The organism is Cohnella caldifontis, assembly GCF_029360585.1.
In the GTDB taxonomy this organism is placed as follows: Bacteria; Bacillota; Bacilli; order Paenibacillales; family Paenibacillaceae; genus Cohnella; species Cohnella caldifontis.
In genome coordinates, this window is sequence record NZ_JAQZSJ010000003.1 from 353,989 (window position 1) to 380,508 (window position 26,520).

At 60.4% G+C, this 26,520-nt stretch carries 28 protein-coding genes; 26 read left to right on the plus strand and 2 right to left on the minus strand.

What is annotated here, in order from left to right:
• Nucleotides 1-723: 723 nt before the first annotated feature.
• Nucleotides 724-1,749 (minus strand): NADH:flavin oxidoreductase/NADH oxidase, encoded by a 1,026-nt coding sequence (locus PTZ19_RS07430; protein ID WP_276353465.1) that lies wholly within the window; start codon nucleotides 1,747-1,749, stop codon nucleotides 724-726.
• Between the two features lie 340 nt (nucleotides 1,750-2,089).
• Here PTZ19_RS07430 and upp point away from each other — a divergent pair, with 340 nt between their 5' ends.
• The 12 genes from upp to PTZ19_RS07490 all read left to right on the plus strand — a co-directional run bounded on the left by upp (nucleotide 2,090) and on the right by PTZ19_RS07490 (nucleotide 11,449).
• A complete protein-coding gene (gene upp / locus PTZ19_RS07435) occupies nucleotides 2,090-2,719 on the plus strand; it encodes a uracil phosphoribosyltransferase (protein WP_276353466.1) in 630 nt (209 codons plus the stop codon).
• A gap of 47 nt (nucleotides 2,720-2,766) precedes the next feature.
• Complete coding sequence (gene wecB / locus PTZ19_RS07440) at nucleotides 2,767-3,906, plus strand: non-hydrolyzing UDP-N-acetylglucosamine 2-epimerase (protein WP_276353468.1); 1,140 nt, start codon at nucleotides 2,767-2,769, stop codon at nucleotides 3,904-3,906.
• A gap of 290 nt (nucleotides 3,907-4,196) precedes the next feature.
• Entirely contained in the window at nucleotides 4,197-4,445 is a 249-nt protein-coding gene (locus PTZ19_RS07445) for an AtpZ/AtpI family protein (RefSeq protein ID WP_276353470.1), read from the plus strand.
• Nucleotides 4,445-4,858, plus strand: a complete 414-nt coding sequence (locus PTZ19_RS07450; protein WP_276353471.1) for an ATP synthase subunit I — start codon at nucleotides 4,445-4,447, stop codon at nucleotides 4,856-4,858. Before PTZ19_RS07445 ends, PTZ19_RS07450 begins: the two co-directional genes overlap by 1 nt.
• Before the next feature lies 1 nt (nucleotide 4,859).
• On the plus strand, nucleotides 4,860-5,624 hold the full coding sequence (gene atpB / locus PTZ19_RS07455; RefSeq protein ID WP_276353472.1) for a F0F1 ATP synthase subunit A: 765 nt from the start codon (nucleotides 4,860-4,862) through the stop codon (nucleotides 5,622-5,624).
• Between the two features lie 47 nt (nucleotides 5,625-5,671).
• Nucleotides 5,672-5,896 carry a F0F1 ATP synthase subunit C gene (gene atpE, locus PTZ19_RS07460; protein WP_276353474.1) on the plus strand — a complete coding sequence of 75 codons (225 nt, stop codon included), beginning with the start codon at nucleotides 5,672-5,674 and terminating at the stop codon, nucleotides 5,894-5,896.
• Nucleotides 5,897-6,001: 105 nt separating this feature from the next.
• On the plus strand, nucleotides 6,002-6,487 hold the full coding sequence (gene atpF, locus PTZ19_RS07465) for a F0F1 ATP synthase subunit B (RefSeq protein ID WP_276353476.1): 486 nt from the start codon (nucleotides 6,002-6,004) through the stop codon (nucleotides 6,485-6,487).
• Nucleotides 6,484-7,029, plus strand: a complete 546-nt coding sequence (locus PTZ19_RS07470; RefSeq protein WP_276353479.1) for a F0F1 ATP synthase subunit delta — start codon at nucleotides 6,484-6,486, stop codon at nucleotides 7,027-7,029. Before atpF ends, PTZ19_RS07470 begins: the two co-directional genes overlap by 4 nt.
• Before the next feature lie 74 nt (nucleotides 7,030-7,103).
• Nucleotides 7,104-8,618 carry a F0F1 ATP synthase subunit alpha gene (atpA, locus tag PTZ19_RS07475; RefSeq protein ID WP_276353480.1) on the plus strand — a complete coding sequence of 505 codons (1,515 nt, stop codon included), beginning with the start codon at nucleotides 7,104-7,106 and terminating at the stop codon, nucleotides 8,616-8,618.
• A gap of 68 nt (nucleotides 8,619-8,686) precedes the next feature.
• Nucleotides 8,687-9,559, plus strand: a complete 873-nt coding sequence (atpG, locus tag PTZ19_RS07480; protein WP_276353483.1) for an ATP synthase F1 subunit gamma — start codon at nucleotides 8,687-8,689, stop codon at nucleotides 9,557-9,559.
• 42 nt (nucleotides 9,560-9,601) lie between these two features.
• A complete protein-coding gene (gene atpD, locus PTZ19_RS07485; protein ID WP_276353485.1) occupies nucleotides 9,602-11,020 on the plus strand; it encodes a F0F1 ATP synthase subunit beta in 1,419 nt (472 codons plus the stop codon).
• Between the two features lie 27 nt (nucleotides 11,021-11,047).
• Nucleotides 11,048-11,449 (plus strand): F0F1 ATP synthase subunit epsilon, encoded by a 402-nt coding sequence (locus PTZ19_RS07490; protein WP_276353487.1) that lies wholly within the window; start codon nucleotides 11,048-11,050, stop codon nucleotides 11,447-11,449.
• A gap of 351 nt (nucleotides 11,450-11,800) precedes the next feature.
• Here PTZ19_RS07490 and fabF read toward each other — a convergent pair whose 3' ends face one another.
• Nucleotides 11,801-13,039 (minus strand): beta-ketoacyl-ACP synthase II, encoded by a 1,239-nt coding sequence (gene fabF / locus PTZ19_RS07495; protein ID WP_276353489.1) that lies wholly within the window; start codon nucleotides 13,037-13,039, stop codon nucleotides 11,801-11,803.
• Nucleotides 13,040-13,195: 156 nt separating this feature from the next.
• Between fabF and PTZ19_RS07500 the strand changes: the two genes are divergently transcribed.
• From PTZ19_RS07500 to PTZ19_RS07565, 14 genes are all read left to right on the plus strand, one after another.
• Nucleotides 13,196-14,038 carry a helix-turn-helix transcriptional regulator gene (locus PTZ19_RS07500; protein ID WP_276353491.1) on the plus strand — a complete coding sequence of 281 codons (843 nt, stop codon included), beginning with the start codon at nucleotides 13,196-13,198 and terminating at the stop codon, nucleotides 14,036-14,038.
• Between the two features lie 137 nt (nucleotides 14,039-14,175).
• The gene (locus PTZ19_RS07505) at nucleotides 14,176-15,165 is read left to right on the plus strand and encodes a YpdA family putative bacillithiol disulfide reductase (protein WP_276353696.1); all 990 of its coding nucleotides are present in this window, start codon (nucleotides 14,176-14,178) and stop codon (nucleotides 15,163-15,165) included.
• Nucleotides 15,166-15,250: 85 nt separating this feature from the next.
• Complete coding sequence (locus PTZ19_RS07510; protein WP_276353492.1) at nucleotides 15,251-15,727, plus strand: Dps family protein; 477 nt, start codon at nucleotides 15,251-15,253, stop codon at nucleotides 15,725-15,727.
• Between the two features lie 602 nt (nucleotides 15,728-16,329).
• Nucleotides 16,330-16,701: an NADH-quinone oxidoreductase subunit A gene (locus PTZ19_RS07515; protein ID WP_276353494.1), complete on the plus strand. Its 372-nt coding sequence runs from the start codon at nucleotides 16,330-16,332 to the stop codon at nucleotides 16,699-16,701.
• On the plus strand, nucleotides 16,686-17,204 hold the full coding sequence (locus PTZ19_RS07520; protein ID WP_276353495.1) for a NuoB/complex I 20 kDa subunit family protein: 519 nt from the start codon (nucleotides 16,686-16,688) through the stop codon (nucleotides 17,202-17,204). The genes PTZ19_RS07515 and PTZ19_RS07520 overlap by 16 nt, the downstream gene beginning before the upstream one ends.
• Nucleotides 17,201-18,079, plus strand: coding sequence for an NADH-quinone oxidoreductase subunit C (locus tag PTZ19_RS07525; RefSeq protein WP_276353498.1), 879 nt, complete (start codon nucleotides 17,201-17,203; stop codon nucleotides 18,077-18,079). The genes PTZ19_RS07520 and PTZ19_RS07525 overlap by 4 nt, the downstream gene beginning before the upstream one ends.
• 7 nt (nucleotides 18,080-18,086) lie before the next feature.
• Nucleotides 18,087-19,187, plus strand: coding sequence for an NADH-quinone oxidoreductase subunit D (locus tag PTZ19_RS07530; RefSeq protein ID WP_276353500.1), 1,101 nt, complete (start codon nucleotides 18,087-18,089; stop codon nucleotides 19,185-19,187).
• A complete protein-coding gene (gene nuoH, locus PTZ19_RS07535; protein ID WP_276353503.1) occupies nucleotides 19,187-20,209 on the plus strand; it encodes an NADH-quinone oxidoreductase subunit NuoH in 1,023 nt (340 codons plus the stop codon). Before PTZ19_RS07530 ends, nuoH begins: the two co-directional genes overlap by 1 nt.
• Before the next feature lie 4 nt (nucleotides 20,210-20,213).
• Nucleotides 20,214-20,669, plus strand: coding sequence for an NADH-quinone oxidoreductase subunit NuoI (gene nuoI / locus PTZ19_RS07540; protein WP_276353505.1), 456 nt, complete (start codon nucleotides 20,214-20,216; stop codon nucleotides 20,667-20,669).
• Nucleotides 20,666-21,187, plus strand: coding sequence for an NADH-quinone oxidoreductase subunit J (locus PTZ19_RS07545; protein WP_276353507.1), 522 nt, complete (start codon nucleotides 20,666-20,668; stop codon nucleotides 21,185-21,187). The genes nuoI and PTZ19_RS07545 overlap by 4 nt, the downstream gene beginning before the upstream one ends.
• Nucleotides 21,184-21,492, plus strand: coding sequence for an NADH-quinone oxidoreductase subunit NuoK (gene nuoK / locus PTZ19_RS07550; protein ID WP_276353508.1), 309 nt, complete (start codon nucleotides 21,184-21,186; stop codon nucleotides 21,490-21,492). Before PTZ19_RS07545 ends, nuoK begins: the two co-directional genes overlap by 4 nt.
• Before the next feature lie 3 nt (nucleotides 21,493-21,495).
• Nucleotides 21,496-23,361, plus strand: coding sequence for an NADH-quinone oxidoreductase subunit L (gene nuoL / locus PTZ19_RS07555; RefSeq protein ID WP_276353510.1), 1,866 nt, complete (start codon nucleotides 21,496-21,498; stop codon nucleotides 23,359-23,361).
• Complete coding sequence (locus PTZ19_RS07560; protein WP_276353511.1) at nucleotides 23,362-24,978, plus strand: complex I subunit 4 family protein; 1,617 nt, start codon at nucleotides 23,362-23,364, stop codon at nucleotides 24,976-24,978.
• 3 nt (nucleotides 24,979-24,981) lie between these two features.
• Nucleotides 24,982-26,520, plus strand: a complete 1,539-nt coding sequence (locus PTZ19_RS07565; RefSeq protein ID WP_276353513.1) for an NADH-quinone oxidoreductase subunit N — start codon at nucleotides 24,982-24,984, stop codon at nucleotides 26,518-26,520.

Consider the following 26,520-nt stretch of genomic DNA (forward strand, 5'->3'; position numbering starts at 1 on the left):
CTACAGCCTGAAATCGTGGAATTTAGGGGGAGGTTTTTTCCGTATCTTTGAGGTGAAAGTGTGAATGTTCCTTAACTCCGCCCCAACACTGGGTTCTGGCCAGGAGTTAAGAAAGAAAATTTGTTAACGCCGCCCAAGTGCCAGGTTTTGGCCCGGAGTTATGAAAGAAAATTCCTTAACTCCGCCCCAGCACCGGGTTTTAGCCCGGAGTTACGAAAGAAAATTTCTTAACTCCGCCCATGTGCCAGGTTTTGGCCAGGAGTTACGAAAGAAAATTTCTTAACTCCGCCCCAGCACAGGGTTATAGCCCGGAGTTAAGAAAGAAAATTTCTTAACGTCGCCCATTTGCCAGGTTTTGGTCAGGAGTTAAGAAAGAAAATTTCTTAACTCCGCTCCGACACCGGGTTCCAGCCAGGAGTTACGAAAGAAAATTTCTTAACTCCGCCCCAGCACCGGATTCTAGCCATGAGTTAAGAAAGATTGTTCCTTAACTCATCCCAAATCCCTGCACTCCGCACTCCCACTAAACGCAGCGTGCATGCCGCGCAACCATTCACTGCATGGAGCATCGGGCAGGGCCCGGGTTCTCCTCGCAAACCTGGACCAACCCTGGACCAACCCCAGACCAACCCCGGCCGAACCCCGGCCGAACCCCGGCCGAACCCCGGCCGAACCCCGGCCCAACCCCAGACCAACTCCGGCCCATCCCCGGCCGAATCACCCTTACAGATATGCCCGCGTGTACTGCTTTGCCGGCTCGGCCTTGCCGTCCAGCTTGCGCAGGGCGTCGATCGCCCAGTACGGATTGCGCAGCAAGCTGCGGCCGATGGCGACCAGATCCGCGTCCCCGCTCGCGACGGCGTGCTCGGCCAGCGCCGGGTCGTCCAGCATGCCGACCGACATGACCGGCACGCCCAGCTTCTCCTTCACGGCTCGCGCCAGCGGCAGCTGGTAGCCCGGGTAGTTGCCCGGCCGTTTCGGACCGGGCTTCCCGCCTTCGCCGCCGCTCGATACGTCGAACATGTCGACGCCGGCGTCGCGGTAGGCGCGGCACATTTCCAGCGCGTGGTCCAGTCCGTAGCCGCCCTCCATATATTCGATCGCCGAGGTCCGCATGATCAGGGGCATGTCTGCCGGCAGCACCTTTTTCACCGCCCGAACGATCTCGACGCCGAACTTGGACAATTCCTTGCCGAACTCGTCGTCCCGTTTGTTGATGCCGGGGGATTGGAACTGATGGATCAAATATCCGTGCGCGCCGTGGAGCTCGATCGTGTCGAAGCCGGCTTCGACCGCCCGGCGGGCGGCGTCGGCGAATTTCCCGACCATCGCCCAGACTTCGTCGGTCGACATCGCGCGCGGCGTCTTGGCGTTCGGTTCGAACGGCTCGCCGCCCGGTCCGACGGGCACCGGGGCATCCAGCGCCTTGCGCCCCGCGTGGGCGATCTGCACGCCGGCTTTGGCGCCGTTCCGATGGATCGCGTCTACCAGCCTCCTGTAAGCCGGAACGTGTTCGTCCGACCAAAGGCCGAGGTCCCGGTTCGAGATACGTCCGTCCGGCTCGACGTCGGTCATTTCCAGAATGATGAGGCCCGTGCCTCCGACCGCGCGGGACACGTAATGCACGAAATGCCAGTCGTTCGGGATGCCGTCCTCGGCCTCCACGGAATATTGGCACATCGGACTCATGACGATCCGGTTTTTCAGCTCCAGGCTTTTCAATTGAAACGGTTGCCCTAATGCACTCATGTTTTCTCCTCCTGAACGTAAGGGGTAAGGGGGTCAAACCCGAAAGAATGGTGCCTCCTGATCGAAAGGAATATGCGGTCCGTCGATTCGGAAGGCGGGGTGGCGCTCAATTCGCGGTCACGAACATAGCAACAGGCTGCGATTTCCATTTTAGCGGATTTGCATCCCGAACGGAAACCCGGGCGTCGGTCAACCTCCCTGCCGCGCGGCAATTCGTCGACCTTTCCCCGCTCCCGATCCCGGTTGCGCAACGGTCCGCGGACAATGTTATAATGAGGCAAGCCACACGGACTCATCCGGCCGTCATCCGCCGGATTGGAGAGAGAAAGGGAGGAGAGTCATGGGGCGACTCGTGATTTGCGATCACCCGCTGATTCAGCATAAGGTCACGATTATCCGAGACAAAAGCACGAATACGAAGCAATTCCGGGAACTGGTGGACGAAGTGGCGATGCTCATGGCGTATGAGCTGACCCGCGATCTTCCGCTGGAGGACATCCCGGTCGATACGCCGGTGGCGCGGGCCATGGGCCGCCGCATCGCCGGGAAAACGATGGGCCTGATCCCGATCCTGCGGGCGGGGCTCGGCATGGTGGACGGCGTCCTGCAAATTCTGCCCTCCGCCAAGGTCGGCCATATCGGCCTTTACCGGGACCATGAGACGCTGCAGCCCGTCGAGTATTACATCAGCCTGCCATCGGACGTGACCGAGCGCGAGCTGATCGTGATCGATCCGATGCTCGCCACGGGCGGTTCCGCCTGCGCGGCCATCGACATGCTGAAACGGAAAGGCTGCCGGCCGACGAAGCTGATGTGCCTCATCGCGGCGCCGGAAGGCGTTAAGGCGGTGCAGGAGCGCCATCCGGACGTGGACATCTACCTGGCCGCGCTCGACGAAAGGCTGAACGAGCACGGATACATCGTCCCCGGCCTCGGCGACGCGGGCGACCGGCTGTACGGAACGGACTGACGTACGTACGGATTCCCCTCGTACATAACCGAAGGAGAGAATAGCGTTTGAGCAAAATCAAGGTCATGACCGTTTTCGGCACGCGGCCGGAAGCCGTGAAGATGGCTCCGCTCGTGCTTGAGCTCAAGAAGCATTCCGAACGAATCGAAACGATCGTCTGCGTGACCGCGCAGCACCGCCAGATGCTGGACCAGGTGCTGCAATTTTTCCGTATCGAGCCGGATTACGACCTCAACGTCATGAAGGACCGGCAGACGCTGACCGAAACGACGCTCCGCGTCATCGGCGGGATCGAGCCCGTGCTGGCGGAGGCGAAACCCGACATCGTGCTCGTGCACGGGGACACGCAGACGACGTTCCTGGCGAGCTACGCGGCGTTCCTGCAGCAGATCCAGGTCGGCCACGTGGAGGCGGGGCTGCGCACCTGGAACAAAATGTCCCCTTATCCCGAGGAAATGAACCGGCAGCTGGCGGGCGTGCTGTCCGACATCCATTTCGCTCCGACGGAATGGTCGGCGGGCAACCTGCTGAAGGAGAATAAACCGGCGGACCGCGTCTACGTTACGGGCAACACGGCGACAGACGTTTTCCGGTACACCGTGGATCCCGGGTTCCGCCACCCCGTGCTCGACTGGGCGAAGGGCAAGCGGCTGATCCTGATGACCGCCCACCGGCGCGAAGCGATCGGGGAGCCTCACCGGAATATTTTCCGCGCCGTGAAACGGATCGCGGACGAATCCGAGGACGTCGCCGTCGTCTACGCCGTCCACCCGAACCCGGCGGTTCGGGAGCCGGCTCACGAAATCCTCGGCGGGCACCCGCGCATCAAGCTGATCGAGCCGCTCGACGTGTTCGAATTCCACAACTTCTACCCGCATACCCATTTGATCCTGACGGATTCGGGCGGCTTGCAGGAAGAAGCGCCCTCTTTCGGCGTTCCGACGCTGGTCCTGCGGGATACGACCGAGCGGCCGGAAGGCATCGAAGCCGGCACGCTGGAGCTCGTCGGAACGGACGAGCGGCGGGTGTACGAGCGGGCGAAGGCGCTGCTGACGGACAAAGCTTTGTACGACCGGATGAGCCATGCTGCGAATCCCTATGGGGACGGTCAGGCGTCCGAAAGGATCGTGCAAGCGATCCTGCACCGCTTCGGCCAGGCGGATCGGCCGGCGCCGTTTCGAACTTAACGGGGAGCGGCATCGCGGGGAGCATGGTCCCCGCCTCCCGGGGTATACAGCATACCGTTCAACTGTACGCCTCAGGGCATACAGCATACAGTCGAACTGTATGGTTCGAAAAACCCGGGAAGCATTGATTTTACGCGATTTTCGGGCCTGACCGTTCACACAATGTTTGAATTTCGTTTCATTGACAAAGCCGATAGCCGAACGATACAATTAAACGTGGAATGGAAGAAAGAAAGGGCTTTCTCCGCGCTTTCTTTCCTGCCACAAAGCGTCAAAGGGGCGACGTATCCATGGCGGATTCTCCGCGCAAGCCCGATCTGCCTCCCGACGACAATCCATGGCGAGCCGCCGGCCTGGTCACGGCGATCGGCGCGGAATTGGCCGTCTGCGTGGGGCTGGGGTGGTGGCTGGGAACCGTATACGACAACCGGAACGGCACCCGTTACGGGTACTTGGCCGGGCTGATCGTGGGACTGGTTGCCGGAATCGGGTCGGCTGTCGGGTTGGTCCGGAAATATTCGGGAGCTGGGAAGCATTGATGGATGACGATTTGCCGTCTTTGATGCGCAAGATTGTCCGTACCGTGTTCTTTTTTTTGTCTTTGGGCTGCATAGGCTGGGCCGTCTGGCCCGACTGGAAGCCCGTTTTCGGCGGTTATCTGATCGGCGCGGCCGGAAGCCTGCTGTTCACGTGGCATCTGGCCTGGAAGACCGCGAGGATCGCCGCGATGGCCGCAGGCGGCCATCGCAGCCGTTCCGGCTTCGGCTTCCTGTCCCGCGCGGCGATCGCGCTGCTGGCTGCGGTCATCTCCGTGCGGACGCTGCATTTCAGCGCGCCGGCGACGGTCGCGGGATTATTTACCGCGCCGTTGGCAACACTCGTACTGGGATTTATCGCCAGCCGCCGGCGCGCCGGCGGACACTCCGACGATGAAAGGGGTGAAAAGAACTAGCATGGAACATTTGGCGCCAACTCTTGATCTTGGCGGATTCAGGCTCGATCTGTCGGCACTGTTCATGATCGTGCTCAGCAGCCTGATCGTGTTCATTCTCGCCCGGATCTGCGTCCGCAACCTGTCGGTCGAAAAACCCGGCAAAATGCAGAACTTCCTGGAGTGGGTCGTCGAGTTCGTGCAAAGCATCATCGGCATGGCGACCGACTACAAACGCGGCAAAATCTATCTCGGTCTCGGACTTACGCTCATCATGTACATTTTCGTGAGCAACATGCTTGGGCTGCCGTTCGGCATCGTGACCGAGCCGGCTCACGGCGCGCACACGGCCACGTTCCTCGGAATGGAGCTTTCCGTGCCGAAAAACACGGAGCACGTGTCCTGGTCCTGGTGGAAATCGCCGACGGCCGACGCGGCGATGACGATGGCCTTGTCGCTGACCGTCATCGTGCTGTCCCACATCCAAGGCGTGCGTCTGAACCGCAAGCATTATCTCAAGCACTATTTCGAGCCGTGGCCGTTTTTCTTCCCGATCAACATCATCGAGACGGTGGCGAAACCGCTGACGCTCGGCCTCCGGCTTTACGGCAACATTTACGCCGGGGAAGTCATGATCGGGGTCATCATGGGCATGAGTTGGATCGGCATCCCGGCGCTGCTCGTATGGCAAGGATTCAGTATTTTCGTCGGCGCCATCCAGGCGTTCGTCTTCACGATGCTGACGATGGTATACATCGGACAAGCGAGCATTCACGAAGAACACTAAGCGTTACTTAAGATCAAACAAACCCACATTTCGAGGAGGATTTTCAAATGGTTTATGCTTTGTTGGCGGCAGCAATTGTATTCGGTCTGGGCGCGCTCGGCGCCGGTATCGGCAACGGTCTGATTTTCAGCAAAACGGTAGAAGGCATCTCCCGCCAGCCTGAGCTGCGCGGCACGCTCCAAACGACGGCGTTCATTGGCGTCGGTCTCGTCGAGGCCCTCCCGATCATCTCCCTCGTCCTCGCGTTCATTTTCTACGGCAGCGCCGAGTAAGGCAACGGATAAGGAAACAGGCGGGGAGAGCCTTAGCCTCCGCGCCTTCCTTTTGACAGAATGGCCGTAACGGAAATGAAGTCGTGAGAAGGGAGTGAACGATCGGTGAATTTCGTATGGGAAAATTTCGTCATCCAGCTCGTCGCGTTCTTGATCCTGTTCTTGCTCCTTCAGCGCTTTGCATTTAAGCCGCTGTTCGGCATCATGGAGAAACGCCGTCAATCGGTGCTGGAGCAAATGGAAAACGCCCAGAAAAACCGCGACGAAGCGAACAAGTTCATTGAAGAGCAGAAGCAGGCGCTTCAGCAAGCCCGCAAGGAAGCTTACGATATTATCGAGCAGGCCAAGTCGACCGGCTCGAAGCAAGCGGACGCCATCATCGAGGCGGCCCGCGGCGAAGCCTCCCGTCTGAAGGAAGAAGCGCTCCGCGATATCGAGAACGAGAAGAACAAAGCCGTGGCGGCTTTGAGAGCCCAAGTCAGCGGCCTGTCCGTTCTGATCGCGTCCAAGATCATCGAGAAGCAAGTCGATGAGCAAACCCAGCAGCAGCTGGTCGAACAATATCTCCAAGAGGTAGGGAACAAGTCATGAGCCGCGGAACGGTCGCAGCGAAACGCTATGCCAAGGCGCTGTTCCAGCTCGCGCAGGATCAGGGGCTCTCGGCGGAAACCGAAAGCCAACTCGCGGCTCTCGTGACCGCGGCCGAAGGGGATCCCGAAATCCGGGCGTTCCTGGCGGCTCCCGGCATTACCACGGAGAACAAGGTCAAGGCGATTCGCGCCGCATTCGGCGATCAAGCCTCGCCGATCGTGCTCAATACGATCAGCCTGCTGATCGAGCGGGGGCGCCAAGGCGAACTGGCCGCCCTGCTGGAAGCGTACCGCAAGGTATCCGGCAGCGCGCTGGGGCGTACGGACGCTCTCGTGACGTCGGCGAAACCTTTGAGCGAAGATGAGCAGAACAAGCTCGCGTCCCGGTTCGGGGCGCTGATCGGCAAAACCGTGCGCGTGGAAAACGCAGTCGATCCGGCCCTTCTGGGCGGGCTGACCGTGCGCATCGGGGACACCTTGTACGACGGAAGCCTGCGCGGCAAGCTGGATCGGCTTTCCAAACAATTGCAAACGTCCGTGTAACATATCAACGGCAACCGGGCGCGGAAGAATGCCGCAAACGCCGGTTGTTTCGTAGGAAACAGGGGTGAAACGAGTTGAGTATCCGGCCTGAAGAGATCAGCACGCTGATCAAGCAGCAAATCCAGAACTATCAATCCGATATCCAAGTCGTTGACGTCGGTACCGTCATCCAGATCGGTGACGGGATTGCCCGCGTTCACGGGCTGGAAAAATGTATGGCCGGCGAGCTGCTCGAATTCCAGAACGGCGTCGTCGGCATGGCGCTCAACCTGGAAGAAGACAACGTCGGCGTCGTCATCATGGGTCCTTACGCCGACATCAAGGAAGGCGACCAGGTCAAGCGGACCGGCCGCATCATGGAAGTTCCGGTCGGCGAAGCCCTGCTGGGCCGCGTCGTGAACGCGCTCGGCCAGCCGATCGACGGCAACGGCCCGATCGCCACGACCGCTTTCCGTCCGATCGAATCCCCGGCGCCCGGCGTCATGGCCCGTAAATCCGTCCATGAGCCGATGCAGACCGGCATCAAGGCGATCGACTCGATGATCCCGATCGGCCGCGGCCAACGCGAGCTCATCATCGGCGACCGCCAAACGGGTAAAACGCAAATCGCGATCGACACGATCGTCAACCAAAAAGGCAACGGCGTGAAATGTATCTACGTCGCCATCGGCCAGAAACAATCCACCGTCCGCGGCGTCGTCGAAACGCTCCGCAAAGCGGGCGCGCTCGATTACACGATCGTCGTTTCCGCCAGCGCCTCCGAGCCGGCGCCGCTGCTCTATATCGCACCGTATACCGGCTGCGCGATGGGCGAGTACTTCATGTACAAAGGCGAGCACGTTCTGGTCATCTACGACGACCTGACGAAGCAAGCGGCCGCATACCGCGAGCTGTCCCTGCTGCTCCGCCGTCCTCCGGGCCGCGAGGCTTATCCGGGCGACGTCTTCTATCTCCACTCCCGTCTGCTCGAGCGCGCGGCGAAGCTGAACGACGAGCTCGGCGGCGGTTCCCTGACCGCGCTTCCGTTCATCGAGACGCAAGCGGGCGACGTATCGGCTTACATTCCGACGAACGTGATCTCCATCACGGACGGCCAGATCTTCCTGGAAGCCGACCTGTTCTACTCCGGTCAACGTCCAGCCGTTAACGTCGGGATTTCCGTATCCCGCGTCGGCAGCTCCGCGCAGATCAAGGCGATGAAGAAGGTCGCCGGCACGCTGAAGCTCGACCTGGCCCAGTACCGCGAGCTTGCCGCGTTCGCGCAGTTCGGCTCCGACCTCGACAAAGTGACGCAGGCCCGTCTGAACCGCGGGATTCGTACCCTGGAAATCCTGAAGCAAGGCGTCAACCAACCGCTCCCGGTCGAGCGCCAAGTGGTGTCGCTCTTCATCGTGACGCGCGGCCACACCGACGACATTCCGGTGCAGGACGTCCGCCGCTTCGAGCAGGAATTCTTGGGCTACGTGGATGCCAACCGTCCGGAAATTTACGCATCGATCCGCGATACGAAAGACCTGACTCCGGAAACCGACAAAGCGTTGGTGGAAGCGGTCGGCGCGTTCAAGAAAAGTTTCGCCGTAACGGCTTAAAGACGCGATCAAGCTGGAGCCGGGACGTCCTCTGAGGGGCGGACCGGCAATAAGGTGGTGAATTTGGATTGGCTAAAGGCATGCGCGAAATCAAGCGTCAGATCAAAAGCAAGCAGAACATGAAGCAGATCACCCGGGCGATGGAAATGGTGTCGGCGGCTAAGCTGAAGCGCGCGCAGAACGCCGCGGTCGCTTCCCGGCCTTATGCCGACAAGCTCCGCGAGGTCGTGTTCAGCATCGCTTCCGGCTCCGGCAGCGTGAAGCATCCGATGCTGCAGACGCGGGAAGTCAAACGCACGGCCTATCTGGTCATCACGTCCGACCGCGGGCTCGCCGGCGGTTTGAACAGCAACCTGCTGCGGAAGCTGCTGGTCGAGATCCGGGCGAAGCACAGCTCGCCGGAACAATACGGCGTGTTCGTCATCGGCCGCAAAGGCCGCGATTTCCTGGCCAGACGGAACATTCCGATCGTAAGCGAAGTGACCGGCATGTCGGATACCCCGACGTTCGCGGACGTGAAGCCGATCGCATCGGCCGCCGTCCAAGGATTCGAGGACGGGAAGTACGACGAGCTGATTTTGGTTTACAACGAGTTCCGCAACGCCATCTCGCAGATCCCGACGCTGAAGAAGCTGCTCCCGCTCGACGCGAGCGAGTTCGGACAAGAGGCGCAAGGGCCGAAGGCGGACTACGAATACGAACCGTCGGCGGAAGAAGTGCTGCAGGTGCTGCTGCCGAAGTACGCGGAAACGCTGATTTACAGCGCGCTTCTCGACAACAAAGCCAGCGAGCACGGTTCCCGGATGACCGCGATGGGCAACGCCACGAAGAACGCGACGAAGATGATCCAGGAGCTCACGCTGACGTTCAACCGCGCCCGCCAGGCGGCGATCACGCAGGAAATCGCGGAAATCGTCGGCGGCGCGAACGCGCAGGCGTAACGGATCCGTACTTTGCCGAAAAAGTTTGTAGGAGGGATACGCATGAACAAGGGACGCATCGTCCAGATCACGGGCCCGGTCGTCGACATCGAGTTCGACCACGGCCAGCTGCCCGAGATCCTGAATGCGGTTCGCATTGATTATAAAGCGAAGAACGAAAGCGAGCGCGACATCGGCCTGACGGTCGAAGTCGCGACCCACCTGGGCGACAACCTCGTCCGCTGCGTCGCCATGTCTTCCACGGACGGACTCGTCCGGGGCATGGAAGCCGTCGACACCGGCGCGCCGATCACGATCGCCGTCGGCCCGACGACGCTGGGCCGCGTGTTCAACGTGTTGGGAGAGCCGATCGATAACGAGGGAGAGCCGGACCGGTCCAATTCGTACCCGATCCACCGTTCTTCTCCTTCGTTCGAGAACCTGTCCACCCAGACGGAAATGCTGGAGACCGGCATCAAGGTCGTCGACCTGATCGCGCCGTACACCAAGGGCGGCAAAATCGGCCTGTTCGGCGGCGCCGGCGTCGGCAAAACCGTTTTGATGCAGGAGCTCATCCACAACATCGCTTCCGAGCACGGCGGTATTTCCGTATTCGCCGGCGTCGGCGAACGGACCCGCGAAGGGAACGACCTGTACCATGAAATGAAAGAGTCCGGCGTTATTTCCAAGCTGGCGATGGTATTCGGCCAGATGAACGAGCCGCCGGGCGCCCGCCTGCGCGTCGCGCTGACGGGTCTGACGATGGCTGAGTACTTCCGCGACGAAGAAGGCCGCGACGTGCTTCTGTTCATCGACAACATTTTCCGTTTCACGCAGGCCGGCTCCGAAGTGTCCGCTCTGCTCGGCCGCATGCCGTCCGCGGTAGGTTACCAGCCGACCCTCGCGACGGAGATGGGCCAGCTGCAAGAGCGCATCACCTCGACGAAGAAGGGTTCGATCACGTCGATCCAGGCCATTTACGTGCCCGCGGACGACTATACCGACCCGGCTCCGGCCACGGCGTTCGCCCACTTGGACGCCACGACGAACCTGGAGCGGAACATCGCGGCGATGGGTATTTTCCCGGCCGTGGACCCGCTGGCTTCCTCGTCCCGCATTCTGGCGCCGGAAATCCTCGGCGAAGAGCACTACAACGTGGCGCAGGGCGTAAAACGCCTGTTGCAGCGCTATAAAGAGCTTCTCGATATCATCGCGATCCTCGGCATGGACGAATTGACCGAGGAAGACAAGCTGGTCGTTCTCCGTGCCCGCCGCGTACAGCTGTTCCTGTCGCAGCCGTTGCACGTCGCCGAAGCCTTCAACGGCATTCCGGGCGTGTACGTGCCGATCAAGGAAACGATCCGCAGCTTCAAGGAAATCCTCGAAGGCAAGCATGACGACCTTCCGGAACCGGCTTTCCACAACGTCGGCACGATCGAAGACGCCGTCGAGAAAGCGAAGAAACTCGCAGCCGCGGTTTAATCCGCTGCGAGCCCGGGAGGAATCGAAATGAGCACCCTACGACTCGAAATCGTCACGCCGGAACGCAAGGTGTACGAGGAAGACGTGGACATGGTCGTCGTCAAGGGCGTGGCCGGTGAGCTCGGGATTCTTCCGAACCACATTCCGCTCGCGACGCCGCTGAAGATTGCCCCCATCAAAGCGAAAAAGGGCGGCAAGGACGAGTATGTCGCCGTCCACGGCGGTTTCATGGAAGTGCGCAAGGATAAAGTCGTGATTCTGGCCGAAGCGGCAGAGCTCGGCAACGACATCGACCTGATCCGCGCGCGCCAAGCCAAGGAACGGGCGGAACGCCGCCTCGCCGACAAAGCGGCGAACGTCGACCACAAACGCGCCGAGCTCGCGCTCCAGCGCGCGCTGAGCCGGATCAGCGCCGCCGGCGGGGAGTAAGCTGTATAAGCGAAAAAGCACAGACCTGAACGGGTCTGTGCTTTTCTTTTATACGCAACCTTCTTCCTTAGGTGCATCGTTGTCCGACTTTATCGTACATTTCGCTTTAAATTCCCCAGTAACGTCGCAGTTATCCGATATTATCGTACATCCGCCACGTTTTTTCTGAGCCGATATCGCCGTTATCCGATATTTCCGTATATCGACTCGTAACGGACAAATGATTTTCGCGCTTCCCTTCGACGAGCAACACGTTGCGGACGGCTATACGCCGGCAAGGAACTGGGCACCCGCTCAGAATTAAAAAGTTAGGAAAGACGGCTCTCCGACAAGGGGAACCGTCTTTTTTCGTTACTCGCGCCAAGCCCTCATCGCGATCACCGCGTTATGTCCGCCGAAGCCGAAGGAGTTGGACAGCCCGACGGACATATCGGCTTCCAGGGCTTGGTTCGGCACGTAGTCCAAGTCGCAATCCGGATCCGGCACCTCCAAATTGATCGTCGGAGGGATCACGCCCGTTTGGAGCGTTTTCGCCAGCCCGACCGCTTCGACCGCGCTGGAGGCCCCCAGCAAGTGTCCCGTCATGGATTTGTTCGCAGTGATCGGGATCCGATAAGCCCGTTCTTGGAACAATCGCTTGACCGCCAATGTTTCGGACTTGTCGCCCAACTCGGTACTCGTCGCATGGGCGCTGATCACGTCCACTTCCTCCGGGCCGATGCCGGCATCCCGCAACGCCAACCTCATGGCTTCGCACGCGCCGATTCCTTCCGGATGGGTGGCGACCATGTGGTAAGCGTCCGAAGTGGCGCCATAGCCGATGACCTCCGCGTAAATCCGGGCGCCTCTGCGCATGGCATGGCCGAGCGATTCCAGCACCAGAATGCCCGCGCCTTCGGCCATGACGAATCCGTCCCGTCCGGAATCGAACGGGCGGCTGGCCTTCGCCGGCTCATCGTTGCGGGTAGAGAGCGCGGTCGCGTTGCCGAAACTCGCGAGCGACAAATCCGTGACGGCCGCTTCCGCGCCCCCGGCGATCATCGCGTCCACCTCTCCGGAACGGATCAGACGGAACGCTTCTCCGATCGCGGTATTCCCGATCGAACAAGCGGTCACCGGAGACATCGTGGGGCCCCGCAAGTCGTAGCGAATGCTGATCATAGCCGCAGCCATGTTCGAGATCATCATCGGCACCAGCAGCGGGCTGACCCTTTCCGGTCCGCGTTCGCGCAGCAAGGCGTCCTGGTCCAATAAGGTCTGCAGGCCGCCGACGCCGGAGCCGACGTAGACGCCTACGCGCGCCCGATCCATTCGTTCCAGCGCGAGTTCCGAATCCTCCAAAGCCTGCTCCGCGGCCGCCATGGCAAACTGGCAAAAACGGTCCATGCGGCGGGCGTCCTTCCGCCCGAAACGGGATTCCGCATCGAACCCTCTTACCAACCCGGCGATTTTGGTTTTATGCCGGGACACGTCGAACGTATCGATTACGGAAATCCCGGATTCTCCCCGAACCAATCGGTCCCAGTAACTCCCCGCGTCGTTCCCGAGCGGAGACACGATTCCCATTCCGGTAATGACGACTCTTTCCATGGCGGACCCCTTTCATTTTCCAATTGCTTAATACCTGCTCCTAAGTGCTACTATCATCTTTGCACGCTCTTTATCCTATTACAAGTTATAGTTTATCATAGTACTGAGAGTACCCTTATAAACGGAGAATCGTAACGGAAAGGAGTGGGTGGCTAAATGGATCGGGAAGCGAGACTTCAGGAACTCTCCGCCTTTTTGAGGGCCAAGCGGGCCCGAATTGATCCGGAATCCGCCGGATTTGCCGTCGGCGGACGAAGGAGAACGGCGGGGCTTCGCCGAGAAGAGGTAGCCCAGCTGGCCGGCGTCAGCACCACTTGGTATACCTGGCTGGAACAAGGCCGGAATATCCGCATGTCGGCTCAGGTGCTGGATTGCATCTCGGCCGCGCTGCAATTGACGGTCGATGAGCGGAAGTACCTGCACGCCTTAGCTCTGGAACCGGGACTGGGGACCGCGCGGCTCACGGAGGACCGGACGGATATCAGCCCGCCGTTGCGGAAGATCATGGACGAGCTGCGTTACTGCCCTACCGTGGTGACTGACAGGCGGTTTCATATCGTCGGATGGAACGAGGCGGCCTCTTACGTGTTTTTGGACTTCAACGCGATTCCCGCCGGGGAGCGAAACATGATCGGGTTGCTGTTTGCGCGCAAGGAGCTACGGCGTCTGGCGGTGAACTGGGAGCATTTTATCCGGGGATATCTGGCGATTTTCCGCGCGTATTACGGTCAATACGTGGAGGATCCTTGGTATGGTCAATTCCTGGACGAGATGAAGGCGGAGCACCCCGACTTCGGACCGCTGTGGGAGCAAAGCGAGGTGAAGTCCGCGCCGGAGGTGCTGATCGAGTTCCGGCATGCGAAAGCAGGGAAGATGCTGTTCCACCTCACTTCACTGCAAGTACAGGGGAGCGCGGATTTGCGCTGCAGCATCTACACCCCGGCGCCGGATTCCCCGACGGAATATAAACTCAAAAAAGGGATGGAACGGCGTTCGTGAGCGGACGGCGTGGATTCGAAGGCAAGCCGGATTGCGAAGCGGGGCAGGTTCGTTTTGCTTCCCGCCGGGGGTTGCAGTAAAATTTAACGAAAAAGAGAGCATGGATAGGGAGTGCGGAAACCGTGAGCAACCAAGAGATCGAAGACGCCGTCATCATAGGCGCGGGGCCTTGCGGCTTGTCGGCGGCCGCCGAGCTGCAGGATCGGGGATTCAACCCGCTGATCGTCGAGAAGGAGAACGTCGTGTTTTCCATCTCCTGTTATCCGACCAACATGCAATTTTTCAGCACGCCGGCTTTGCTCGAAATCGCCGGCATCCCGTTCGTCACCCCGCATGACAAGCCTTCGCGGCTCGAAGCGCTCAACTATTACCGGACGGTGGCGGAGCGCCGGAACCTGCGGATTCGGAGATATGAGAAAGTAACGGCGGCGGAACGCCGGACGGACGGCTTGTTCGCGGTCCGTTCCGTCCGCCGCACGGGAGAAGCGAGGGAGACGATCGCCAAAGCCGTGATCGTGGCCACCGGATATTTCGATCACCCGAACCGGATCGGCATCCCGGGGGAGGACTTGCCGCACGTGAGCCACTTTTTCCGGGAAGCCCACCCTTATGCCGGAACGCGGGTTATCATCATCGGCGGCAGCAACTCGGCCGTGGACGCGGCGCTCGAATTGGAACGGGTAGGCGCCAAGGTGACGGTCGTGTATCGCGGCGAATCCGTATCGGCCAACATCAAGCCTTGGGTGCGTCCGCTGTTCGACGGTATGGTGAACAAGGGGCGGATCGATCTGCGCCTGCAGTCCCGCATTACCGCCATCCGTCCGGACGAAGCGACGGTTCAATCCGTGAACGGAACGGAGACGGTGGGATGCGATTTCGTGCTGGCTTTGACCGGGTTCCGGCCGGACCGGGGATTCCTGCGGGCGATGGGCATCCATGCCCCGGACGGGGACATTCCGCCGCAGCACGATCCGGAGACGATGGAGACGAACGTCCCGGGCTTGTACTTGGCGGGGGTCGTGTCGACCGGCCGGGACGCCAACGAAATTTTCATCGAGAGCGGCCGCTTCCACGGGCGCAAAATCGCGGAGCATTTGGCAGCCCGTTTCCCGCGGTCGGCGGATTAACGCTTTCCATTCGGATTGTTCGCGGCCGCTTCGGGGCAAAGTATGTCAAGAACCCCATCCGCGAACGAAAGGAAGGTACGATCCCATGTCGGTGAAAGAACCCGATTTGGCTGGGCCGGCCGCGCGAAACTTGGAAAAACCGTTGAACGTGCAGCTGTCGAACTGGGCGGTGGCGTACATCAAGCTGCATCATTGCCACTGGTTCGTCAAAGGACCGGAATTCCAGTCCTTGCACGCGAAATTCGAAGAGCTCTACGACTGGGCCGCCGAAAAGCTGGACGAGCTGGCGGAACGCATGCTGGCGATCGGTCTCCGGCCGGCTTCGACGCTGAAGGAGTATATGTCATTGGCGGAGATCCGGGAAAGCGGCGATCCTTCGGAGTCCGCGACGAAAATGCTCGAAGGCGCCGCGTCGGATTTCGGGACGATGGCGAAGGGGCTGAAGGCGGCGGCGGAAACGGCCGAACGCAACGGGGACAGCGCGACGGCCGACGTCCTTAACGGCCAGATCGAAGAGCTGGAGAAGCAGATATGGATGTTGAAAGCCACCCTGAGCAAATGATCGCTCGACCGCCTGCCGGATCTTACCGGCAGGCGGTTTTGCTTTGTCAGGCGGGGCACACGCGACGAGGAACCGGTCCTTCCGCATGCTTGGAGGTTTCATTGTTAAAGGAGGCTGCCAGGGGACTAGCTTCGCTTCACCGCTTCGCGCTAAGCTCAGGTGCCAAAATGCACTCGAAAGCGGCAAAACACGCGGAAAATGACGGCCCGGGTGCCAAAATGCACTCGAAATCGAGCCTGCGAGCAGAAAGCCGGCATTTTCGCTCGATTGAATTGCACGATGGCACCTTAACGATAAAAACCGACGGTTTTCCGGTGAGCGAAGCGCATTCTGGCACCTTAGCAAGGAGGGTATAATCGTTTCTCCTATTCGAGGTTGATGCGGCGCAAATGAATTTACCGTGCGTTAACGCAAGCTTCACCTGAAATAGATAATTCTTCAAAGTTATGTCACCTTGCTTTCCACTAAATCCCAGTACAAGCCATGAAACCGCTTTTTTCGTGGACGCGGGTGGGAGCATTTGCTATAATTGTGAAGGAAAATTGACCGCCAGGCCGCGCGTGACGGTACTTTTTTCGAGATCGAGCGTGGAGGGTAAGCAGGTGGAGAAGTACATCAATTCGTACGTCATCGTGACCGTTTTCCTCATCTTGGGCATCGCTTTTCCGGTAGTTGTCCTATGGCTCGGCAAGCAGCTTCGTCCCAACAAGCCGACTCCTGCGAAGGAGGTCACCTACGAAAGCGGCAACGTTCCCGTAGGGGACAGCCACATTCGCTTCAACGTCCGTTATTATCTGTACGCCTTGATGTTCGTCGTGTTCGATGTCGAAACCGTATTCCTCTACCCTTGGGCCGTAGCCTATCGACAGCTCGGCCTATTTGCGTTGACGGAAATGGTGATTTTCGTCGGGCTGCTGCTGGTCGGCCTGATCTACGCCTGGAAGAAGAAGGTGCTGCAATGGAACTCGATTTAGCGAACGTGACGCCGGAAGAGCGTCAGGAGATCGAACGCAACGTATTCTTCGGCACCATCGAACAGCTGAAGGGCTGGGCGCGGAGCAACTCGCTCTGGCCGCTGACCTTCGGCCTTGCCTGCTGCGCGATCGAAATGATGACGGCGGGCGCCCCGCACTATGACCTCGACCGCTTCGGGGTCATGTTCCGGACGTCTCCGCGCCAGGCCGACGTCATGATCGTTTCGGGAACCGTCACCAAGAAAATGGGACCGCTGCTCAAGCGTCTGTACGACCAGATGCCGGAGCCGAAGTGGGTTATCGCCATGGGCTCTTGCGCGACCGCGGGCGGACCGTACGTGAAGTCGTATTCCGTCGTGAAAGGCGTGGACCAGATCGTGCCGGTCGACGTCTACATCCCGGGCTGCCCGCCTAATCCGGCCGCCCTCATCTACGGAATCAATAAGCTGCAAGAAAAGATCCGCTATGAGGCCAAAACCGGGAAGCGGGTGACGGGCGGATGAGCGAGGAAATCAAGAAGGACGGCGAAACGGCGGGAACGGAACCGACCGCGCAGCCGGAGGACAACCGGAGCGAAGCCGCTCCGGAGACCGCGCCGTCCGAGCCGCAAACGGAACCGGCACCCGCGGCGTCCGCTGAGGAAGCGGCTGCCCCGTCCGAGCCTGCTCAGGCCGCGGAACCGGCGGCATCAACCGCGGAGCCAGCTGCTGAAGGAGGCGAAGCCGCTCCTCCCCGGCGCAAAGAGACCGAAGAGGAGAAAGCCGCCCGCCGCAAAGCCGCGCTGGAGGCGCGAGAAGCCGCCAAAGCCGGAGCAGCCCAAGCGAAGGCTGCCGAAGCGGCCGCGCCCGCGGCATCCTCGGGCGATGGCGGAGAACCCGCCGCCCCGCCGAAACCGCCGTCGCCGAACCAGCCCCGGCTGGACCGCGCCGTTCAACTGCTGAAGGAACTGGTCGCGGAAGACGCGGTGGAAGAAGCCAGCCTGAACGAATTGAACGACGACCTCCCGACGCTCGTGGTGAAGAACGAACGCTGGCCTGCGGCCGCGGTTCTGTTCCGCGACCACGAGGAGCTCGGCTGCCGCTACCTGCGGAACGTCTCGGGCGTGGACTACGAGACTTACATGGAAGTCGTGTATTACCCGCTCAACATGGAGCGCCGCGAGACGTATTGCGTGAAAGTCCGCACGGACCGCGAGAATCCTTCGGTGCCTTCCGTCACGCCCGTATGGGAAACGGCCAACTGGAACGAGCGCGAAATTTACGACTTGCTCGGCATCGATTTTCCGGGCCATCCGAACATGACCCGCATCATGATGCCCGACGACTGGGTCGGCCATCCGCTCCGCAAAGACTACGTCCCGCTCGACCCGGAGGTGTAAGCGACGCATGATTCGTACCGAAGAACTGCTGCTGAACGTCGGTCCCCAGCACCCCAGCACGCACGGCGTTTTCCGGATCATCGTCCGGCTGGACGGCGAGATCATCACGGAAGCGATCCCGGTGATGGGTTATCTGCACCGGGGTACCGAGAAACTGGCGGAAAACCTCAACTTCACGCAAATCATCCCGTACACCGACCGGATGGACTACGTGTCCGCCATGACGAACAACTACGTGCTCTGTCACGCCGTCGAGAAAATGATGGGCATCGAAATCCCCGAACGGGCGGAATTCCTCCGTCTGATCGTGATGGAAATGCAGCGGATCGCCAGCCATCTCGTCTGGTGGGGCACCTACCTGCTCGATATCGGCGCGCTCAGTCCGTTCCTGTTCGCCTTCAGCGACCGCGAACGGATTCTCCAGCTCTTCAATGAGCTGTGCGGCGCCCGTCTCACTTATAACTACATGCGCGTCGGCGGCGTGAAATGGGACGCCCCGGAAGGCTGGATCGATCGAGTCAAGACGTTCGTGAAGGACATGAGACTGCGGCTGGACGAATACCACAATCTCGTCAGCGGCAACGAAATCTTCCTCTCCCGGCTGAAGGGGATCGGGAAGTACGACGCCGACACCGCCATCGCCTACGGCTTGTCCGGCGCCAACCTGCGCTCGACGGGCGTGGAATGGGACCTTCGCAAAACGGAGCCGTACAGCCTGTACGACCGCTTTGAATTCGACGTGGTGACCGGCAAGAACGGTGATTGTTACGACCGTTATCTCTGCCGCATGGGCGAGATCGAGCAGAGCATCCGCATCCTGGAGCAAGCGCTGGAACAATTCCCGGGCGACGGGGAAACGATGGGCAAAGTGCCTCGCGTGATCCGGCCGCCGGCCGGCGAAACCTACGTGCGGATCGAATCGCCGCGCGGCGAGATCGGCTGCCATATCGTATCCAAGGGAAAGGCGGAGCCTTACCGGCTCAAGTTCCGCCGGCCGTCCTTCGTGAACCTGCAGATTCTGCCGAAGCTTCTGGTCGGGGAGAGCATGACCAACCTCGTCACCATCCTCGGCGGCATCGATATCGTGCTCGGGGAGGTCGACTGCTGATGGAGCCGCTGCGTTTCATCGATAAGCCTCTGACGTGGGGGCACGCGGGACTCATGGTTTTGATGGCCGTTGCCGTACTGGCCGTGGTCATCCTATTCGTGACGTACGCGATCTACTTCGAGCGCAAGGTCATCGGCTGGATGCAGTTCCGCAAAGGGCCGAACCGGACCGGACCGCTGGGTCTGCTGCAGACCGTTGCGGACGTGTCCAAGCTGCTGCTCAAGGAGGACACGATTCCGGCCAAAGCGGACCGCGGGCTGTTCATCCTCGCGCCGGCTTTGGCGTTTATCCCTTCGTTCGCGGTGCTGGCCTTCATCCCGTACAGCCAGCATCTCCAGTTCGCCGACCTGAACGTCGGCTTCCTGTATTACATCGCGCTGTCCGGCGTAACGACGATCGCCATCGTGATCGGCGGCTGGGCGTCGAACAACAAATACGCCCTGCTCGGCGGCATGCGCTCCGCGGCCCAGATGATCAGCTACGAGGTGCCGCTCGTCATTTCCGTCGTCGGCTGCGTGATGCTGGCCGGCAGCTTGAACCTGCGCGACATCGTGGAAGCGCAGTCCGGCTATTTCTGGCATTGGAACTTCCTGCCGCAAATCGTAGGTTTCGCCGTTTTCGTCGTGGCCGCGATCTCCGAGCTGAACCGGACGCCGTTCGACCTCCCGGAGGCCGAATCCGAGCTCGTCGCGGGTTACCACGTCGAGTATAGCGGTTTCCGATTCGCGTTCTTCATGTTGTCGGAGTACGTCTACGTGTACGCGATCGCGTGCCTGACGACGATCCTGTTCCTTGGGGGCTGGCATGCGCCGATTCCGCAGCTGGATTTCATTCCGGGCTTGATCTGGTTCGTCCTCAAGTTCGCGTTCGTCGTGTTCTGCCTGTTCTGGATCCGGGCGACGTTCCCGCGCCTCCGGGTCGACCAGCTGATGGGGCTGGCCTGGAAAGTGCTGCTGCCGCTCTCCATCCTCAACATTTTCATCACGGCCGCTTGCATCGAACTGTTCGGAATGGGAGGGTAACCAGATGAAGGGTATGATGAAAGGGCTCGGCGTCACGCTGAAGACCCTCGGAGCCAAGAAAGTCACCCACGCCTATCCGGACGTTCCGATCGAGATGCCGGATCGGTTCCGCGGCATTCAGCACGTCGACCGGGAGAAATGCATCGTCTGCAACCAATGCGCGCGCATTTGCCCGACGGACTGCATCACGCTGACGGGCAAGCCGAACCCGGACCCGGAGAAAAAAGGCAAAGTGCTGGACACGTTCGACATCAACTTCGAAATCTGCATCCTGTGCGACCTGTGCACCGAAGTGTGCCCGACCGAGGCGATCGTCATGACGAACAACTTCGAGCTTGCGTCTTACAGCCGGGACGACCTGTTTAAGGACCTAGACTGGCTGAACGACAACACGAAGAATATCCGCCAGGACAACAACAACATCGGCGCGCCTCAGAGAGGAGGCGGCAAAGCCGAATGAGCTTCAACATCGATTGGACCGGGGAATTCATCGCTTTCTTCGCGCTCGCCGTCTGCGCGATCGTCGGAGCGGTGATGGCCCTGAACTTCACGAAAGTCGTGCACATGGCGCTGTCCCTGGCGTTCACCTTCGTCTCGCTGGCCGGGCTGTACGTCGTTCTTGACGCGGAATTCGTGGCGTTCGTGCAAGTGCTCCTCTACGTCGGAGCCGTCACGATCCTGATGATCTTCGGGATCATGATGACCAAGCATCAGGACGAAGGCCAGGAAGCGGCGCGCCCGCTGCTCGAAACGCTGGCGGCGATCGGCTGCCTCTGCCTGCTCGCCATCCTGATCTTCGCGATCCGCGACGCCGATTTCCCCGACCCGGCGGGATCGCTGCCGGCCGACACCACGCGCGAGATCGGCAAATTGCTCTTCGCGCGGATGGCCATTCCGTTCGAACTCGTCTCCGTGCTGCTGACCGTGGCCTTCATCGGCGCGGTGGCGCTGGCCAAGAGAGAGGAGGAGCCGAAATGAACATGCTGGCCTCCTATTTGACGCTGGCCGCCGTCCTGTTCTGCATCGGGCTGTACGGCGTCATTACGAAGCGCAATGCCATTATCGTCCTGCTGTCCGTCGAATTGATGCTGAACGCGGTCAACTTGAACTTGATCGCATTCGCCAAATACGGCGTTCAGCCGTCGATTACCGGCCAAATTTTCTCGCTCTTCACCATGACGGTCGCCGCGGCGGAAGCGGCGGTCGGGGTTGCCATACTGGTTGCGGTCTATCGCTCCCGGGCCTCCGTGAACGTGGACGAATTCGACGAGTTGAGGAGGTAACGCATGAGCTCCCTTGCTGAATACGCCTGGCTCGTGCCGGTATTTCCGGCCGCCGCGTTCGCCGTTCTGACGGCGATGGGCCGAGGGGCCGGACGAGGAGGGGCCTGGATCGGCACGCTGGCATCGCTGGCGTCCCTGGTTCTGTCCCTGATGCTGGCCGGACAGCGCTTATCCGGGACGGCGGTCGAGTACAGCAACCACTTCGATTGGATCCGCGCAGGCGGCTTTACGCTGTCGCTCGGGTACGAAGTGACGAATCTGACCGTCTTGATGCTGGTGGTCGTCTCGCTCGTCAGCTTCCTGGTCAATTTGTACTCCCACGGCTACATGAAGGACGACGAGAGAATCTCGACCTTCTTCGCTTATGTTGCCCTTTTCTCCAGCTCCATGCTCGGTTTGGTCTTATCTTATAACCTTCTGACCATGTACATTTTCTGGGAGCTCGTCGGCGTCTGTTCGTTCTTGCTCGTCGGCTTCTACTTCCGGAAACCGGAGGCCAAGGCGGCGGCCAAGAAGGCGTTCATCGTCACCCGGATCGGGGATATCGGCCTCCTGATCGCCATTCTGCTGCTGTTCTGGTACATGCCGAACCACTCCCTGGATTTCACGGAAATCCACAACGTGTTCGGCACGCAGACCGGGGTCATTTCGATGGGCATCACCACGCTGATCGCGCTGCTCATCTTCCTCGGGGCGGTAGGCAAGTCCGGCCAATTCCCGCTGCATGTCTGGCTTCCCGACGCGATGGAAGGCCCGACGCCGATCAGCGCCCTGATCCATGCCGCGACGATGGTCGCCGCGGGCGTGTTCCTGGTCACCCGGACGTTCGATATTTTCGAGGCTTCCCAAGCCGCGATGACCACGGTCGCCGTCATCGGAGCGTTCACCGCGATCTTCGCCGCCACCATCGGCTTGGCCCAGAATGACATCAAGCGGATTCTGGCCTACTCTACGGTCAGTCAGTTGGGCTACATGATGCTGGCGCTCGGTGTCGGATCCGAGACGGGGGCCATGTTCCACCTGTTCACGCACGCGTTCTTCAAAGCCCTGCTGTTCCTGGGAGCCGGCAGCGTGATCCACGCGGTACATACGCAGGACATCCGCGAAATGGGCGGACTCGGCCGCAAGATGAAAATCACGGCCGGGACGTTCGGCATCGGCGCCCTGGCGCTGTCGGGCATTCCGCCGTTCGCCGGCTTCTGGTCCAAGGACGCGGTGCTCGCGGCCGCGCTGGAAGCGAATCCGATCTATTTCATCGTCGGCGTGATCGCCGCATTCTTCACGGCGTTGTATATGGCGAGGTTGTTCTTCCTCGTATTCGCGGGAAGCCCCCGCGGCGCGTCCCATGCGCATGAATCGCCGGCCGTGATGACGGTCCCTCTCCTGGTGCTGGCCGTGTTGGCGGTTATCGCCGGTTTCGTCCAGACGCCGTTTAGCGAATGGTTCGGAGAATGGCTGTTCCCCGGCGCGGAGGAGGAGCATGCCAGCGTCCTGGTGATCGTGGTATCCATCGTCGCCGGGTTGCTGGGCATCTATCTCGGCTGGCTCATTTACGCCAAGGGCTCCGTCCGCCGGGACGTCGTCTCGTCCCGGATGCCCGGTCTGGTCCGGCTGCTGGAACGCAAGTATTACGTCGACGAGCTGTACGATCTCGTATTCGTGAGACCGCTCGGCGGGCTCGGCAAGCTGCTGAACGTCATCGACGATTACGTCGTCGACGGAGCGGTGCGGGTCGTCGGCCAGTCCGCTTCCGCGATCGGCCGCCTGAATACCCGGCTGCAAAGCGGCCAGCTCCAGACCTACGCTCTGACGGCGCTGATCGGCCTGGTCATTCTCGCGCTCGCGATCGCCGGAAGGAGGTTCTGGTAGATGATCGAGGACATTCCGGTGTTGTCGCTGATCCTGCTCTCGCCGCTCGTCGGCCTGCTGATCGTGCTGCTCCTGCCCGGTCAGCGCAGCAATTGGCTGCGTACCGCGGCCGTCGTCTTCACTCTGATCCCGCTGGCGCTAAGCCTGTGGCTGTTCGCTTCTTTCCAGCCCGGCGCTGGAGGCGCGGCGTACGCCGAACATTACACTTGGCTGTCGATCCCGCTGAACAAAGAAATGGTGAACGGCGGATCGATGAACCTGAACTTCGACTATTCCTTGTCGGTAGACGGAATCTCCTTGCCGCTGCTCTTGCTGACGGCGATCGTGTCGACTATGGCGGCGCTGGCTTCCGTCCATATCCGCAAGCGCTGGAAACTGTTCTACGTCCTGTTCCTGCTGCTGGAGACCGGCATGTACGGCGTCTTCCTGGCGCGCGATCTCATCGAGTTCTTCATCTTCTTCGAGCTCACGCTGATCCCGATGTTTTTCCTGATCGGAATCTGGGGTTATTACGGCCGGGAGAAAGCGGCGACGCGATTCCTGGTCTACAACGGGCTCGGTTCCGCGGCCATGCTGCTGGCGTTCCTGATTTTGATCGCCACGGCAGGGTTTACCGCCGTTCAACAAGACACCGGCTTCCAAATCGACTTCAGCGGCAGCTACGACGTCCTGCTGAAAAACTTAGCCGATCCGGCATCCTACGCCAACAACGCATCGGCGGAGATGGCCGACCTCGGACTGTACTTGTCCGATTCGCTGAAATGGACGGCATTCGTGCTGCTGCTCGTTGCCTTCGGCGTTAAAATCCCGATATTCCCGTTCCATACTTGGATGCTCCGCGTCCATACGGAAGCGCCGCCTTCCATCGTCATGATCCACTCGGGCGTGCTTCTGAAAATGGGGGTATACGGGCTGATCCGTTTCGGGGCGTTCCTGCTCCCGGCGCAGCTCGAATCGTGGTCCACGGCGATCGCGATTCTCGGCGTGATCAACATCCTGTACGGCGCCGTGCTGGCTTGCGTGCAGAAGGAATTCAAGCTGGTGCTGGCGTACTCGAGCATCAGCCACATGGGCATCGTGCTGCTCGGCATCGCTTCGCTGAACGAAGCCGGCTTGGAAGGCGCGTTGTACCAATCCGTCTCCCACGGCCTCATTTCCGCGCTGCTGTTCCTGATCGTCGGCAGCTTGTACGAACGGACGAACACGACGCAGTTGGACGAACTGGGCGGGCTCGCCAAGTCGGTGCCGTTCCTGTCCGGCATCCTGCTTACGGCGGGGCTGGCCTCGCTGGGCTTGCCCGGACTGTCGGGCTTCGTCGGCGAATTCCTGTCCTTCCTCGGGCTGTTCGGTTCGATGAAATGGATCACGGCCATCGGGGTGTTCGGCATTCTGTTCGCCGCGGTGTACGTGCTGCGCAGCGTTCTGAACATCACGTACGGTCCATTGAAGGAGCCATTCGCCGGCATCAAGGACGCCCGGTTCATCGAAGCCGTGCCCATGGTTGCCCTTACGGCGCTGATCGTGCTGCTGGGCGTGTATCCCTCCGTATTGACCGACGTCATGCAGCACGGTTTCGGCGGGCTGCTGGAACAAATCTCACAGAGGACGGGGGGCTGACGTATGGAGGCTGTACAGACTTTAACCTGGAGCGACGCCTGGTACCTCTCCCCGGAAATCACGCTTTCGTTGTTCGCCGTCGCGCTGGCGTGCCTGGATCTGTTCCTGCCGAAACGGTGGAATCGCAATTTCATCGGCTGGCTGACCGTGCTCGGACTGGCCGTAGCCGCGGCGTTCGTCGTATGGCTGCTGATCGACATGAAGAACGCGGGAACGGAGGATCCGACCGCCGGCTTCCATAACTTGCTGGGCGGGAGCTATCGGATCGACGATTTCGGCGGCTTGCTCAAGCTGGTTTTCCTGGGCGCTTCCGGCTTTATCGTGCTAGCGTCGCTCGGTTCCGTCCGAAGCAAGGACGTTCCGATCAAGGGGGAATTTTATTATCTGATGCTGCCCGCCGCCTTGGGCGCCATGGTCATGTCCTCCTCCGGGGACCTGATCACGCTGTACGTGGGGCTTGAGCTTCTGAGCATCACCACTTACGTGCTGGTCGGCGCGCGCAAGAACAGCGGAATTTCCGGCGAGGCCGCGTTCAAGTACTTGGTAACGGGCGGGGCGGCTTCGGCATTCATCCTGTACGGGATGTCGTTCCTCTACGGCATTACCGGCACGACCAACATTTTCATGATCGGCAATGCGTTGGGAGATGCGGTCGAAAGTTATCGGGCGTTGATTTACGTGGCCTTCTTCCTCATGACGGCGGGATTCGCAATGAAGCTTGCCTTGGCGCCGTTCCATGCCTGGGCGGCGGACGTTTACCAAGGAGCTCCGACGCCGGTGACTTCGTTCCTGGCCGTCGTGTCCAAAGGCGCCGCGTTCGCCATGCTGTACCGCATCTTCATGAATAGCGCTTACTTCGTGCAGGACCCGGCAGTCCAAAAGGATTTGTACCTGGGACTGTCCGTGTTGTCCGCTGCGGCCATGATCGTCGGTACGGCCGGCGCGCTTCGCCAACGCAACGTCAAACGGCTGCTGGCGTTATCCGGCGTGGCGAACGCGGGGATTTTGATCATTCCGCTCACGCTGCATTTGACGCCCGTTCACACTTCGCTGTTCTCGGAATTCGTCTATTACCTGATCGCCTACGCCTTCATGAACATCGGGGCGTTCGCCGTCCTGACGGTCGTGGCGCGGGGATCGGGGGACGAGACGCTGTCGGGATTTGCCGGACTGTACCACCGGGCGCCTTGGACGGCTGCGGGCATGACCGTCCTGCTCTGTTCGCTGGCCGGACTGCCGGTAACGGGCGGATTCCTCGGTAAACTGTTTATCCTGTTCGGAACCGTGCAGACCCATATCTATTGGCTGGCGGCCATTCTGCTCGCCACGACGGTCGTCTCCTATGCGGTGTACTTCTCGTTCATCCGCCAGATGTACATGAGAAGCGGCACGCTGGAGGGAGGGCTGAGGATTCCGTTCCCGGCCGGCCTGTCCATTTGGATTTGCGTGGCCGCCACGCTGGCGCTCGGGTTTTTGCCGAAGCCGGTTTTGGGATGGATTGACGGCCTGTTCTCGATCCAATACGATTTCTGGGCGCAATAA

Coding starts and splice junctions, on each gene's coding strand:
- PTZ19_RS07430 (WP_276353465.1), bottom strand. CDS start 1,749: ATGAGTGCATTAGGGCAACCGTTTCAATTGAAAAGCCTGGAGCTGAAA.
- upp (WP_276353466.1), top strand. CDS start 2,090: ATGGGGCGACTCGTGATTTGCGATCACCCGCTGATTCAGCATAAGGTC.
- PTZ19_RS07445 (WP_276353470.1), top strand. CDS start 4,197: ATGGCGGATTCTCCGCGCAAGCCCGATCTGCCTCCCGACGACAATCCA.
- PTZ19_RS07450 (WP_276353471.1), top strand. CDS start 4,445: ATGGATGACGATTTGCCGTCTTTGATGCGCAAGATTGTCCGTACCGTG.
- atpB (WP_276353472.1), top strand. CDS start 4,860: ATGGAACATTTGGCGCCAACTCTTGATCTTGGCGGATTCAGGCTCGAT.
- atpE (WP_276353474.1), top strand. CDS start 5,672: ATGGTTTATGCTTTGTTGGCGGCAGCAATTGTATTCGGTCTGGGCGCG.
- PTZ19_RS07470 (WP_276353479.1), top strand. CDS start 6,484: ATGAGCCGCGGAACGGTCGCAGCGAAACGCTATGCCAAGGCGCTGTTC.
- atpD (WP_276353485.1), top strand. CDS start 9,602: ATGAACAAGGGACGCATCGTCCAGATCACGGGCCCGGTCGTCGACATC.
- PTZ19_RS07490 (WP_276353487.1), top strand. CDS start 11,048: ATGAGCACCCTACGACTCGAAATCGTCACGCCGGAACGCAAGGTGTAC.
- fabF (WP_276353489.1), bottom strand. CDS start 13,039: ATGGAAAGAGTCGTCATTACCGGAATGGGAATCGTGTCTCCGCTCGGG.
- PTZ19_RS07500 (WP_276353491.1), top strand. CDS start 13,196: ATGGATCGGGAAGCGAGACTTCAGGAACTCTCCGCCTTTTTGAGGGCC.
- PTZ19_RS07510 (WP_276353492.1), top strand. CDS start 15,251: ATGTCGGTGAAAGAACCCGATTTGGCTGGGCCGGCCGCGCGAAACTTG.
- PTZ19_RS07520 (WP_276353495.1), top strand. CDS start 16,686: ATGGAACTCGATTTAGCGAACGTGACGCCGGAAGAGCGTCAGGAGATC.
- PTZ19_RS07525 (WP_276353498.1), top strand. CDS start 17,201: ATGAGCGAGGAAATCAAGAAGGACGGCGAAACGGCGGGAACGGAACCG.
- PTZ19_RS07530 (WP_276353500.1), top strand. CDS start 18,087: ATGATTCGTACCGAAGAACTGCTGCTGAACGTCGGTCCCCAGCACCCC.
- nuoH (WP_276353503.1), top strand. CDS start 19,187: ATGGAGCCGCTGCGTTTCATCGATAAGCCTCTGACGTGGGGGCACGCG.
- nuoI (WP_276353505.1), top strand. CDS start 20,214: ATGAAGGGTATGATGAAAGGGCTCGGCGTCACGCTGAAGACCCTCGGA.
- PTZ19_RS07545 (WP_276353507.1), top strand. CDS start 20,666: ATGAGCTTCAACATCGATTGGACCGGGGAATTCATCGCTTTCTTCGCG.
- nuoK (WP_276353508.1), top strand. CDS start 21,184: ATGAACATGCTGGCCTCCTATTTGACGCTGGCCGCCGTCCTGTTCTGC.
- nuoL (WP_276353510.1), top strand. CDS start 21,496: ATGAGCTCCCTTGCTGAATACGCCTGGCTCGTGCCGGTATTTCCGGCC.
- PTZ19_RS07560 (WP_276353511.1), top strand. CDS start 23,362: ATGATCGAGGACATTCCGGTGTTGTCGCTGATCCTGCTCTCGCCGCTC.
- PTZ19_RS07565 (WP_276353513.1), top strand. CDS start 24,982: ATGGAGGCTGTACAGACTTTAACCTGGAGCGACGCCTGGTACCTCTCC.